The organism is Mycobacterium sp. SMC-4, from assembly GCF_050205565.1.
Taxonomy (GTDB): domain Bacteria; phylum Actinomycetota; class Actinomycetes; order Mycobacteriales; family Mycobacteriaceae; genus Mycobacterium.
Window position 1 is genome coordinate 1 of record NZ_JBNMQU010000014.1, and the last position, 12,514, is coordinate 12,514.

Sequence of the window (12,514 nt, forward strand, 5' to 3'; positions counted from 1 at the left end):
CCCCAAACCCGGTGCCCCCAAGCCCGCCGCGCGCACCCCGCGCGTCGGCAACAACCCGTTCTCCACCCAGCAGCCGGTCGAGCGGCCGATCCCCAGGCCTCAGGGCCCCGGTGGTCCCCGGCCCGGCCCGGGCGGTCCCCGTCCCGGTGGCGGCCCGCGGCCCGGTGCCACGCCCGGCAACATGCCGCCGCGTCCGCCCGGCGCGCGACCCGTTCCCGGCGGCGGTCCCCGCCCCGGCGGCGGTCCGCGTCCCGGTAGCGGTCCCCGACCCACGCCCGGCGGCGCCGGCCGTCCGGGTGGCGGCGGCGGTGGCGGCAACTACCGCGGCGGCGGTGGCGGAGCTCCCGCAGGTGGCGGAGGTTTCCGCGGCCGTCCCGGTGGCGGCGGTCGTCCCGGCCAGCGCGGCGGCGCAGCCGGTGCGTTCGGTCGTCCCGGCGGCGCACCCAAGCGGGGTCGCAAGTCGAAGCGGGCGAAACGCGCCGAATACGAGAACATGCAGGCCCCGGTCGTCGGTGGTGTGCGGTTGCCGCACGGCAACGGCGAGACCATCCGGCTGGCCCGCGGCGCCTCGCTGAGCGACTTCGCCGAGAAGATCGACGCCAACCCGGCCTCGCTGGTGCAGGCGCTGTTCAACCTCGGTGAGATGGTCACCGCGACGCAGTCCGTCGGCGACGACATCCTCGAACTGCTCGGCGGCGAGATGAACTACAAGGTTCAGGTCGTCTCGCCCGAGGACGAGGACCGCGAACTGCTCGAGTCCTTCGACCTGACCTACGGCGAAGACGAGGGCGGCGAAGACGACCTCGAGTTCCGTCCGCCGGTGGTGACCGTCATGGGTCACGTCGACCACGGCAAGACCCGACTGCTGGACACGATCCGCAACGCCACCGTCCGCGAGGGCGAGGCCGGCGGCATCACCCAGCACATCGGCGCCTACCAGGTCACCGTCGACCTCGACGGCAACGAGCGACCGATCACCTTCATCGACACCCCCGGTCACGAAGCGTTCACCGCCATGCGTGCCCGTGGTGCGAAGGCCACCGACATCGCGATCCTGGTGGTCGCCGCCGACGACGGCGTCATGCCGCAGACGGTGGAGGCGGTCAACCACGCGCAGGCCGCCGACGTGCCGATCGTGGTGGCAGTCAACAAGATCGACAAGGAAGGCGCCGACCCGGCCAAGATCCGCGGTCAGCTCACCGAGTACGGTCTCGTGCCCGAGGAGTACGGCGGCGACACCATGTTCGTCGACATCTCGGCCAAGGCGGGCACCAACATCGATGCGCTGCTCGAGGCGGTCGTGCTGACTGCCGACGCGTCGCTGGACCTGCGGGCCAACCCCGACATGGAGGCCCAGGGTGTCGCGATCGAGGCGCACCTCGACCGTGGCCGCGGTCCCGTCGCGACCGTGCTCATCCAGCGCGGCACGCTGCGGGTCGGCGACTCGGTGGTGGCCGGCGACGCCTACGGGCGCGTCCGCCGCATGGTCGACGAGCACGGCGAGGACGTCACCGAGGCGCTGCCGTCGCGGCCGGTCCAGGTCATCGGCTTCACGTCGGTGCCCGGTGCCGGTGACAACTTCCTGGTCGTCGACGAGGACCGCATCGCCCGGCAGATCGCCGACCGGCGCAGCGCGCGCAAGCGCAACGCGCTGGCCGCCCGCAGCCGCAAGCGCATCAGCCTCGAGGATCTGGATTCGGCGCTGAAGGAAACCAGCCAGCTCAACCTCATCCTCAAGGGCGACAACGCCGGTACGGTCGAAGCGCTCGAGGAGGCCCTGCTGGGCATCCAGATCGACGACGAGGTGCAGCTGCGGGTCATCGACCGCGGTGTCGGTGGCGTCACCGAGACCAACGTCAACCTGGCGTCGGCCTCGGATGCGATCATCATCGGGTTCAACGTCCGCGCCGAGGGCAAGGCCACCGAGCTGGCCAACCGCGAGGGTGTGGAGATCCGCTACTACTCGATCATCTACCAGGCGATCGACGAGATCGAGGCCGCGCTCAAGGGCATGCTCAAGCCGGTCTACGAGGAGAAGGAGCTCGGCCGCGCCGAGATCCGTGCGATCTTCCGCTCGTCGAAGGTCGGCAACATCGCCGGCTGCCTGGTGCAGTCGGGGATCATGCGCCGCAACGCGAAGGCGCGGTTGCTGCGCGACAACGTGGTGGTCGCCGAGAACCTCACCGTCTCGTCGCTCAAGCGCGAGAAGGACGACGTCACCGAGGTCCGCGAGGGCTACGAGTGCGGTCTGACGTTGACCTACTCCGACATCAAGGAAGGCGACATCGTCGAGACCTACGAGCTGGTCGAGAAGGAACGGGTCTAGATGGCTGACCCTGCCCGGGCACGCCGACTGGCCAAGCGCATCAGCACGATCGTCGCGTCGGCAATCGAGTACGAGATCAAGGATCCTCGTCTCGCCGGCGTGACGATCACTGATGCGAAGGTCACCAACGACCTGCACGACGCCACCCTGTACTACACGGTGATGGGCAGCTCGTTGGACGAGGAGCCCGACTACGCGGCAGCAGCCGCGGCGCTGGACAAGGCCACCGGGGTGCTGCGCTCCAAAGTGGGCGCGAGCCTCGGTGTCCGGTTCACACCGACCCTGGCCTTCGCCCGCGACACGGTGCCCGACGCCGCGCACCGGATGGAGGAGCTGCTGGCCCGGGCCCGCGCCGCGGATGAGGATTTGGCCAGAGTTCGGCAAGGGGCGAAGCCGGCCGGTGAGGCCGACCCGTACCGTGTAGGCGGGGGAGACGAGGCAGACCGGGGGCGGGATGCTGAGGACGCTGGTGACCGCGACAGACTCGAGGACTGATGCTCTGACGACGGGCACGCGTGTGGACGCCGCTACGGCCGCGGAGCTGCTGTCGTCAGCTCAGTCGGTGAGCGTGGTCTGTCACGTGTTCCCCGACGCCGACACCATCGGTGCCGGTCTCGCGTTGGCGTTGATCCTCGAACAGGCCGGCACCGAGGTCCAGGTCAGTTTCGCCGCGCCCGACGCGCTACCGGAGTCGCTGTACACGCTGCCCGGTTGTCACCTGCTGGTGCCGCCTGATCAGATGCGACGCGACGCCGACCTGGTGGTCACCGTCGACATCCCCAGCATGAACCGGCTGGGCGCTCTCGGTGAACTCGCCGAGCCGAACCGACAGGTCCTGGTCATCGACCACCATGCCTCGAACACGCTGTTCGGCAGCGCGAACTTCGTCGACGCGACGGCGGACTCGACGACGATGCTGGTGGCCGAACTGCTCGACGCGTGGGACAAGCCTGTCGACGTCGGTGTGGCGCACTGTCTCTACGCGGGTCTGGCCACCGACACCGGATCGTTCCGCTGGGCCAGTGCCCGCGCGCACCGGTTGGCGGCGCGGCTGGTGGAGATCGGCGTCGACAACGCCGGCATCAGCCGCACCCTGCTCGACACCCACCCGTTCGCGTGGCTGCCGATGCTGTCGCGCGTGCTGGGTTCGGCGCGGCTGGTCGCCGAAGCCGCCGACGGTCGCGGCCTGGTCTACGCGACGGTGCCGCACGACGAATGGTCGGCCGCCCGTCCCGAAGAGGTCGAGAGCATCGTCGACATCGTCCGCACCACGCAGCAGGCCGAGGTGGCCGCGGTCTTCAAAGAGATCGCGCCGCAGAAATGGTCGGTGTCGATGAGGTCGAAGGCCCTCGACGTGTCCGCGGTCGGCGCCACGTTCGGTGGCGGCGGACACCGGCTGGCCGCCGGATACACCGCGTCGGGAACCGCAGACGACGTCGTCGCGGCGCTGCGTAGTGCTCTGGGCTGATCCCGGTCCGCGGCGCCTTGGCTGAGCCCACCGCGCCGGCCACCAGCCGGCGGATCGCTGCACTGGCCTTCCCGGCTCTGGGTGTGTTGGCCGCCGAACCCCTGTACCTGCTGTTCGATCTCGCGGTCGTCGGCCGACTCGGCGCGCTCAGCCTCGCCGGCCTGGCGATCGGCGCGCTGATCATGGGAGTGCTCAGTTCCCAGCTGACGTTCCTGTCCTACGGCACCACGGCGCGTGCCGCGCGGTTCTACGGCGCCGGGAACCGTGCCGCCGCCGTCGAGGAGGGGGTGCAGGCCACCTGGCTGGCACTGGGGATCGGGACCGCGATCGTCGTCGCGGTCCAATTGACCGCTGTGCCTTTGGTTTCCGCGCTGGCCGCCGGTGGTGACATCGCCGAGGCCGCCCTGCCGTGGGTACGTGTGGCCAGCCTGGCGGTGCCCGCGATCCTGGTGGCCGCCGCAGGTAACGGATGGATGCGCGGCGTGCAGGACACGGTGCGCCCGCTGCGGTATGTGGTGTTCGGCTTCGCGGTCTCCGCGGTGCTGTGCCCGCTGCTGGTGTACGGCCTGTTCGGTGCGCCCGAACTGGGGTTGACCGGTTCGGCGGTGGCCAACATCGTCGGGCAGTGGTTGGCGGCAGGGTTGTTCTTCCGCGCGCTGCTGGTCGAGAAGGTCGGGCTGCGACCGCGGCTTGCGGTGCTGCGCGCGCAGGTGGTGATGGGCCGCGATCTGGTGCTGCGGACGTTGGCGTTCCAGGCGTGCTTCGTCTCCGCCGGTGCGGTGGCCGCCCGGTTCGGGGCCGCAGCGGTGGCCGCGCATCAGGTGGTGCTGCAGCTGTGGAACTTCCTTGCGCTGGTGTTGGATTCGTTGGCGATCGCCGCGCAGTCCCTCGTCGGTGCCGCGCTGGGTGCGGGGCATCTGGTGCACGCGAAGTCGGTGGCGTGGCGGGTGACGGTGTTCTCGGCCGTGGCGGCGGCCGTGCTGGCCGCGGTGTTCGCCGTCGGGGCGTCGGTATTGCCGGCGGTGTTCACCGACGACCGGTCGGTGCTCGACGAGATCGCGGTGCCGTGGTGGTTCCTGGTCGCCCAATTGCCGGTCGCGGGAATCGTTTTCGCCGTCGACGGTGTGCTGCTCGGGGCAGGGGACGCGAAGTTCATGCGCAACGCGACGATGGCCAGTGCACTGCTCGGTTTCCTGCCGTTGGTGTGGCTGTCGCTGGCGTTCGGCTGGGGCCTGTTGGGGATCTGGGCCGGGCTCAGCACGTTCATGGTGCTGCGTCTGGTCTTCGTGGGTTGGCGGGTGCTCTCGGGCCGTTGGCTCGTCCCCGGAACGGCCCCCTAGTTTCGCCGAGCGCGCGGGTCTGTCCCTCGCCACGCCGGTGATCGCCGGCATTGTGCGCGCGCTCGCGCCCGTCGACCGCGCGCTGACGCCCGTCGACCGCGCGCTGACGTCACGGCCGCGTCGCGCTGACCGTCCAGACATCGCGCCGCCCCACGCGCTCGGAACCCACGGTGGCGCCAGTGAACCCGGCCGAACGGCACAGGTCGGCGAATGCGTCCGCCTGCGCGCGCGTCCAACCGTGACTCGCGAACCCGGTCGCCCCGGGCGGACTCTGCCGCTCGACCGCCAACAGACGGCCACCCGAGGCGAGGACGCGATGCGCTTCGGTCAATCCCGCATCGACGGCGCGCCAGTGATGCACCGTGGCCAACGCCCACACCACCGTCGCCGACGCATCAGGCAGCGGAAGCGCCTCGGCTTCACCTTCGACGAGGGTGATGCCGGCGCGGCGGAAGACGGCCCGACCGACCGCGAGCATCGAGGCCGAAGGGTCCACACCGGTGGCGCGTGCGCCCCGCCGGGCCGCCTCGCGCACCGCGGTTCCAGGACCGCAGCCGATGTCGACGACGTGGTCGTCAGCGGTGACCGCCGTCAGCTCAGCGGCCAGTCGCGCGGATCGCCGGCCGGTGAGCAGGAAGACCAGGGCGCACAGGGTGCCGCTCAGGCCGCTGAACCCAGGGTGGTCACCGTGGTGGTTGACCGTCGGAGAGTCATCGGTCATGTACCGAGGGTGCCGTGTGCCCCCCGGGTGCTGTCAACGTCGGCGAGCGCGCGGGAAATCGTGCGGGAGACCGGCGTGTCGGGGGACAGACACGCTCGCTCGCCGAAACAAGGGTCACCGCACCTGCGTGCGGCCGCGCTCCATCACCGCGCTGCGGCTCGCCGCGATGTCGTCGCCGGACGTGCTGCTCATCCACACCCGCGCGGCGGCGGCCTCCTGCCAGAGCGCCGCACCGTTGGCCGCCTCGTCGATCTGGTGATAGGAGTCCAGCAGCGCACGCACGGCCTTCTGGTTGTTGCCGACGATCGACGCGGCGATCTGGCGCGCGGTGTCGAGCAACTGCCCGTGCGGCACCACCTGGGTCACCAACCCGCAGCGCAGGGCCTCCTCGGCCGACAGGTAGTCGCCGGTCATGCTCATCCGCCGCGCCATCCCGACCCCGACCTTCTGCGGCAGCCGCACCGACAGGCCCCAGGTGGGCAGCAGACCGACGCGCGCATGCGTGTCGGCGAACCGTGCCTGCTCGGACGCGATCAGGATGTCGCAGTACAACGCCAGCTCGAGGCCGCCGGTCACCGCGGGGCCGTTGATCGCACCGATCACCGGCTTGGTCATCGGCGGCCACTTCGGCGAGATGTCCGGCAGCTCCGTGGTGTCACCGAGCTCCTTGAGGTCCAGTCCCGCGCAGAACACGGGATCGGCGCCGGTGACGATCACGACGTCGACCTCCTCGTCGGCCTCGGCGTGCCGCAGCGCCGCGAAGAAACTCGAACGCAGCGCCGCCGACAGCGCGTTGCGTGCCTGCGGACGGTTGAACGTCAGCGTCCGGACCCGATCTCGAGTGTCGATCAGCAGGATGTCGTCTTGGCTCATCCGCTTACCGTATCGGCCCGCAGCGATCGGCCTATCGTGGATCCCATGTGCCGAAACATCACCGAGCTGCGCGGCCTGGAGCCGGCCGCCACCGACGAGGAGATCGAGGCCGCCGCACGCCAATACGTGCGCAAGGTCAGCGGCATCACCCGCCCGTCGGGAGCCAACATCGATGCGTTCGAAACCGCCGTCGCCGAAGTGACGGCCTCCACCCAGCGGCTGTTGGCCGGCCTGCAGCCGCGCCGCCAACCCCCGAAATCCGTTCCGCCGCTTCGCCGTCCGGAAGTGCGCGCCCGCATGAGCAGCGCATGACGCGCACCTTGACCCAACCGGCGCTCAAAGAGTGGAGCGCGGCCATCCACGCGCTGCTCGACGGCCGCCAGACGGTGCTGCTGCGCAAGGGCGGTATCGGGGAGAAGCGCTTCGACGTCGCTGCCACCCGGTTCCTGCTGTTCCCGACGGTCGCGCACAGCCACGCCGAACGGGTCCGGCCCGAGCACCGCGACCTGCTCGACCCGGCAGTCGACGACAGCACCGAGGACGCGGTGCTGCTGCGCGCCGGTGCGCAGGTGGTCGCCGCCGTCGAGGTGCACCGGCCCGAGAACCTCGGCGCGATCGCCGCCCACCACATCTGGACCGACGAATCCGTGCGCGCCGACCGTCTGGACTTCCGGCCGCGGCACCGGCTGGCGGCGCTGGTGGTGTCGGCTGCCCCGCTCGCCGAGCCGGTGCGACTGCCGCGCACCCCCGACTACCGCGGCTGCACCAGCTGGGTCACCGTCCCGGTCGACCCGGTGTGGGGCCCGCCGGTGCACTCCGACGACGAGCTGGACGCCATCGCGGAGCAGGTGCGCGCCTCAGTCGGCTGACGGGGGCTGCCGGCCGGCGGGCAGCACCAGGCGGGTGGCAGCACCGAAGTGCACGGTGTGCCGCGCGGTTCGGACCGTGGTGGCGGTGGCGACGGGCTCGCCCGTGCCGAGATTGCGCAGGAACCGCGGATGGGAGCCGCCGGCGATCAGCACCCGAATCCGTGACCCGGCCGGGAACGTCCAGGCGACCGGATCGAGCGCGATGCGCACGGTGCCCTGGTCCGGCGCGGAGGCCACATACCCGTCGCTGACGTTGTGCGACCGGCCCTGCGCGTCGACCTGACTGATCCGGACGAACAGGTCGTTGTGCGGGTTGCCGCACGAATGTTGCACCTCGAGCACCGGCCGGCCGACGACATACAGGTCCGCCGGCAGCGGAGTGCCGGTGAACGTGAGCACGTCGGCACGACGCGCCAACTCGGTGTCGTCGCGGTAGCCGCCGGCGGGGGAGAGCAGCCGTCCCCCGACCGTCGGCGTCGGGTCGGCCGGGTTGTAGACGAACGTCGCCGAGCTGCCCGGCTCGGGTGCGGCGACGGCGAGCTTGCCGCCGGGCTGCAGGTGCAGCACCTGCTCGGGCATCACGGGCGGCCAGTCGGGCAGCTCCACCCAGCCGTGCCCGGCCAGATGGATCCGCACCGGGGCTTCCCGCTGGGGGTCGGCACCGCCGAGGTGGGTCGCCAGCCAGTCCATCGACTCCCGCAGCACGGTCGGCGCCGCGGTGGTCATCATCTGGCCGTGCGTCCACGGGCCGACGGTGAGGCCTGTGGGCACGCCGCGCCCGCTGAGCATGCGGTAGTGCTCGACGGTCTGCTCGACGAAGAGGTCTTGCCAGCCGGTCAGCAACAGCACCGGCACCTCCGCGCGGTCCAGTCGGTCGCGCAGGTGCACCCGGGTCCAGAACGGATCGTCGCGGTCGGGATGCTCGAGCCATGACTCGAACCACGGAGCGCCGCTGCCGAGGAGCTCCCGGCTGGCCGCACCGAGCGGCAGGCCGAGCGACGCCCGGGTGACCCGGCGCTGCGCACCGGCCTGGCGCGCCAGGGTGCGCAACCGGTTCGGGTCCTCCTGACGGCCGACCAGATCACTCCAGCCCAGGAAGTCGTTGAGGCCGAAAGACCCGGTGCCCCAACGGGGTCCGCTCACGTCGTCGGGACCGACGGTGATCACCGCGGCCTTGAGTTCCGGTGGCGGATCGGTGAGCAACGCCCACTGCGTGAAGCCCAGATACGACAAACCCACCGTGGCGAAGGTGCCGGTGAACCACGGCTGGACCCGCAGCCACGCGACGGTGTCGGCGCCGTCGGCGATCTCGTTGACGAACGGCTCGAACTCGCCGCCCGACCCGTAGGTGCCCCGCACACTCTGGACGACGACGTGATAGCCACGCGCGGCATACACCGAGCCGAACAGCGCCGAGAACGGATAGCCGCGGCCGTACGGCCCGCGCACCAGCAGCGTGCCCGCGGGATCGGCGGTCTTCGGTGCGTAGTGATCGGCGACCAGATCGACGCCGTCGCGCATCGGAACGCGGACCGCCCGGTCGACGTCGTGGTCGCACAGCGGCGGCGGCAGTTTCAGGACACGGGCGAGAGTCTCCTGAGCCAGACGCGCGACGCGGGAACTCACGTCACGAACACTACTGAAGCTCAGTAGATGTAGTGCGGGCTGAGCTCATGGGCGCGCTGCAGGTTGGTCTGCATGCAGTCCGGATCGGGCTCGCTGTAGATCGGGGAGTAGAACAGCGACTGCTGGATCACGCCGTAATCGGTCTTGAACGCGACCATGCAGGTGATCCACCAGCGGTTGTTCCAGTCCGTCGGCTTCATGATCCAGTACTGCGCCGCGCGGCGGCCGTTGATGTCGAGCTCGACAGCATCCGGCGGCACGGTCTCCTCGTAGGTGCGCCACACGAACGCCTCGACCGCCATCTGGTAGTTACCGGCGTCGAACTTGCAGCGCAGCCCGTCCTCGGGCGTCGGCGGGGTGAACGCCAGGCCGATGCGCTGCACGACGTCGAGCGGGATGTCGCGGCACGGGTCGAACGGCCGGGGATCGACGGTCTCGACCACGGGGTACTTGATCGTCGTCAGCGGTGCATCGGTCGCGCGCAGCTGCACCGGTCCCGGCGTGGGAGCGTCGACGGGGCCGGACTGCCACACCACGGCCACCGCCGCCAGCAGAGCGCACAGCGCCGAGAGCAGTCGCAGCTTGGCGAACATCGCCATCCCTTCATCGCGTGGCGGCCGAACCGCCGTTCCCGGGCACCTCTGCTGCGGAGTGTAACGGGCGGGGAAAACGTCCGGGACGGGAATCTAGAACATGTTCTAGTTGCCTGGGCGGGCGCGGGGAACGCGCACCAGTAGGCTGATGTGTCGTGACTGACGACCGACGCCCCACGCTCTGGGCGGTCAGTGACCTCCACACCGGCCACACCGGCAACAAGCCGGTCACCGAGTCGCTGTACCCGTCCTCACCCGACGACTGGCTGATCGTCGCCGGCGACGTCGCCGAACGCACCGACGAGATTCGCTGGGCGCTCGATCTGCTGCGCAAACGCTTCGCGAAGGTCATCTGGGTGCCCGGCAATCACGAGCTGTGGACCACCAACCGCGACCCGATGCAGATCTTCGGCAAAGCCCGCTACGACTACCTGGTCGACATGTGCGACCAGATGGGCATCCTCACCCCCGAGCATCCCTTCCCGGTGTGGACCGAGGAGGGCGGGCCCGCGACCATCGTGCCGATGTTCCTGCTCTACGACTATTCGTTCCTGCCCGCCGGTGCCGGGACCAAGGCCGAGGGGCTGGCCATCGCGCGGGAACGCAACATCGTCGGCACCGACGAGTACCTGCTGTCGGCCGAACCGTATGCCACCCGTGACGCGTGGTGCCGGGAGCGGGTCGCCTACACCCGCGGTCGCCTCGAGGACCTCGACTGGATGATGCCCACCGTCCAGGTCAACCACTTCCCGATGGTCCGCGAACCGTGCGACGCGATGTTCTACCGCGAGTTCTCGCTGTGGTGCGGAACCACCGCGACCGCCGACTGGCACACGCGCTACAACGCGGTCTGCTCGATCTACGGCCATCTCCACATCCCGCGCACCACCTGGTACGACGGGGTGCGCTTCGAAGAGGTGTCGGTCGGTTACCCGCGAGAGTGGCGCCGCCGCAAGCCTTATCGCTGGCTGCGACAGATCCTGCCCGATCCGAAGTACAGCCCCGGGTACCTCAACGAGTTCGGCGGGCACTTCCAGATCACCCAGGAGATGCGCGACCACGCCACCAAGATGCAGCAACGGATCAAGGACCGCGCGTGATCGCTGCGACGTTACTGCTGGCCGGTGTGCTGCCCGGCGACACCGACGGCTTGGCCGCCGCCGAAATGTACTTCGACGCACCGGAACTCGCGCCGCTGCCGGAGGAGGAGCCGCTGATCGCGAAGTCGGTGGCCAAGCGCCGCAACGAGTTCGTCACCGTGCGCTACTGCGCGCGCCAGGCGTTGGTGGACCTCGGTGAGCAACCGGTGCCGATCCTCAAGGGGGAGAAGGGCGAACCGCGCTGGCCCGACGGCATCGTCGGCAGTCTGACCCACTGCGAGGGCTTCCGCGGCGCGGCGGTGGGCCGGCGCGGGCACGTGCGTTCGGTCGGCATCGACGCCGAACCCCACGACGTGCTGCCGAACGGTGTGCTCGACGCGATCAGCCTGCCCGCCGAACGCGCGGAGCTGGGCGCGCTGCCCGCCGGTGTGCACTGGGACCGGGTGTTGTTCTGCGCCAAAGAGGCCACCTACAAGGTCTGGTATCCGCTGACGCACCGCTGGCTCGGGTTCGAGGACGCCCACATCACCTTCGAGTCCGACCGCTCGGGCCAGGCCGGAACGTTCACCTCGGAGATCCTGATCGACCCGCAGGCCGAGTCGGGGCCCCCGCTGCAACGCCTGACCGGGCGCTGGTCGGTGCGCAACGGGATCGCGCTGACCGCGATCGTGCTGTGAGCGCGTCCGGCAGACGTCCTCCCGATCCCGGACTGGTCATCGTCGACAAACCGGGCGGGATGACCAGCCACGACGTCGTCGGCCGCTGCCGACGGCTGTTCGGCACCCGCAAGGTCGGCCACGCCGGCACACTGGACCCGATGGCCACCGGCGTCCTGGTGGTCGGCATCGAACGGGCCACCAAAGTGCTCGGCCTGCTCACCGCCACCGACAAGTCCTATCTGGCCACCATCCGCCTCGGGCAGACCACCACCACCGAAGACGCCGAAGGCGAAGTGCTGCAGTCGGTTTCGGCCGCCGCAGTCAGCGATGAGCAGATCGCCGCGGCAGTCTCCGACCTGCGCGGCGACATCGACCAGATCCCCTCCACGGTCAGCGCCATCAAGATCGACGGCAAGCGGTCCTATCAACTGGCACGCGAAGGCCGCGCGGTCGAGCTCGCCGCGCGCCGCGTCCGCATCGGCCGGTTCGACGTGCTGGGCGTCCGGCGCAGCGGTGAGTACGTCGACGTCGACGTCGCCGTGGACTGCTCCAGTGGAACCTACGTCCGAGCGCTGGCCCGTGACGTCGGTGCTGCGCTGGGGGTCGGCGGCCACCTGACCGCGTTGCGGCGCACGCGCGTCGGCCGGTTCGGCCTGGACCAGGCCCGCACGCTCGAGCAACTCGCCGACAGTGCCGAGCTCAGCTATCCGCTCGACCAGGCGTGTCTGTTGGCGTTCGCGCGCCGGGATCTGTCGGCCGAAGAAGCCGAGTCCGCCCGCCACGGGCGGGCACTGGCGCCGGCTGGTATCGACGGCGTCTACGCGGCCACGGCACCCGACGGGCAGGTGATCGCGCTGTTGTCCGACGAGCCGAAGCGGACCCGCTCGGTGGTCGTGCTGCGACCGGCGACGCTGTGAACGTCGTTCTGGTGCCACCATG

At 70.3% G+C, this 12,514-nt stretch carries 13 protein-coding genes; 9 read left to right on the forward strand and 4 right to left on the reverse strand.

Annotated elements, in window-relative coordinates:
* The 4 genes from infB to ACQI46_RS22040 form a co-directional block, all read left to right on the forward strand.
* On the forward strand, window positions 1–2,326 hold a 2,326-nt coding region (gene infB / locus ACQI46_RS22025; protein ID WP_427096182.1), incomplete at its 5' end, for a translation initiation factor IF-2.
* Entirely contained in the window at window positions 2,327–2,821 is a 495-nt protein-coding gene (gene rbfA, locus ACQI46_RS22030) for a 30S ribosome-binding factor RbfA (protein ID WP_427096183.1), read from the forward strand.
* Window positions 2,781–3,794 carry a DHH family phosphoesterase gene (locus ACQI46_RS22035; protein ID WP_427096184.1) on the forward strand — a complete coding sequence of 338 codons (1,014 nt, stop codon included), beginning with the start codon at window positions 2,781–2,783 and terminating at the stop codon, window positions 3,792–3,794. Before rbfA ends, ACQI46_RS22035 begins: the two co-directional genes overlap by 41 nt.
* 17 nt (window positions 3,795–3,811) lie before the next feature.
* Complete coding sequence (locus ACQI46_RS22040) at window positions 3,812–5,134, forward strand: MATE family efflux transporter (RefSeq protein ID WP_427096185.1); 1,323 nt, start codon at window positions 3,812–3,814, stop codon at window positions 5,132–5,134.
* A 109-nt stretch (window positions 5,135–5,243) separates the two neighbouring features.
* Here ACQI46_RS22040 and ACQI46_RS22045 read toward each other — a convergent pair whose 3' ends face one another.
* The gene (locus tag ACQI46_RS22045) at window positions 5,244–5,855 is read right to left on the reverse strand and encodes a class I SAM-dependent methyltransferase (RefSeq protein ID WP_427096186.1); all 612 of its coding nucleotides are present in this window, start codon (window positions 5,853–5,855) and stop codon (window positions 5,244–5,246) included.
* Window positions 5,856–5,969: 114 nt separating this feature from the next.
* The gene (locus tag ACQI46_RS22050; RefSeq protein WP_427096187.1) at window positions 5,970–6,728 is read right to left on the reverse strand and encodes an enoyl-CoA hydratase; all 759 of its coding nucleotides are present in this window, start codon (window positions 6,726–6,728) and stop codon (window positions 5,970–5,972) included.
* A gap of 45 nt (window positions 6,729–6,773) precedes the next feature.
* On the opposite strand from ACQI46_RS22050, the gene ACQI46_RS22055 reads away from it, so the two are divergent.
* Window positions 6,774–7,040, forward strand: coding sequence for a DUF2277 domain-containing protein (locus ACQI46_RS22055; RefSeq protein ID WP_427096188.1), 267 nt, complete (start codon window positions 6,774–6,776; stop codon window positions 7,038–7,040).
* Window positions 7,037–7,597 (forward strand): DUF1802 family protein, encoded by a 561-nt coding sequence (locus ACQI46_RS22060; RefSeq protein ID WP_427096189.1) that lies wholly within the window; start codon window positions 7,037–7,039, stop codon window positions 7,595–7,597. Before ACQI46_RS22055 ends, ACQI46_RS22060 begins: the two co-directional genes overlap by 4 nt.
* On the opposite strand, the gene ACQI46_RS22065 is transcribed toward ACQI46_RS22060, so the two are convergent.
* Both ACQI46_RS22065 and ACQI46_RS22070 read right to left on the reverse strand, forming a co-directional pair.
* Window positions 7,586–9,223, reverse strand: a complete 1,638-nt coding sequence (locus ACQI46_RS22065) for a CocE/NonD family hydrolase (RefSeq protein WP_427096190.1) — start codon at window positions 9,221–9,223, stop codon at window positions 7,586–7,588. The two genes, ACQI46_RS22060 and ACQI46_RS22065, sit on opposite strands and share 12 nt — an antisense overlap.
* Window positions 9,224–9,243: 20 nt before the next feature.
* The gene (locus ACQI46_RS22070) at window positions 9,244–9,816 is read right to left on the reverse strand and encodes a DUF3558 domain-containing protein (RefSeq protein ID WP_427096191.1); all 573 of its coding nucleotides are present in this window, start codon (window positions 9,814–9,816) and stop codon (window positions 9,244–9,246) included.
* Window positions 9,817–9,971: 155 nt separating this feature from the next.
* Here ACQI46_RS22070 and ACQI46_RS22075 point away from each other — a divergent pair, with 155 nt between their 5' ends.
* From ACQI46_RS22075 to truB, 3 genes are read left to right on the forward strand one after another with little or no spacing between them, the layout of a single operon-like run.
* The gene (locus ACQI46_RS22075) at window positions 9,972–10,916 is read left to right on the forward strand and encodes a metallophosphoesterase family protein (protein WP_427096192.1); all 945 of its coding nucleotides are present in this window, start codon (window positions 9,972–9,974) and stop codon (window positions 10,914–10,916) included.
* Window positions 10,916–11,593, forward strand: coding sequence for a 4'-phosphopantetheinyl transferase family protein (locus ACQI46_RS22080; RefSeq protein ID WP_427096354.1), 678 nt, complete (start codon window positions 10,916–10,918; stop codon window positions 11,591–11,593). Before ACQI46_RS22075 ends, ACQI46_RS22080 begins: the two co-directional genes overlap by 1 nt.
* A complete protein-coding gene (truB, locus tag ACQI46_RS22085; protein WP_427096193.1) occupies window positions 11,590–12,492 on the forward strand; it encodes a tRNA pseudouridine(55) synthase TruB in 903 nt (300 codons plus the stop codon). The genes ACQI46_RS22080 and truB overlap by 4 nt, the downstream gene beginning before the upstream one ends.
* Window positions 12,493–12,514 lie beyond the last annotated feature (22 nt).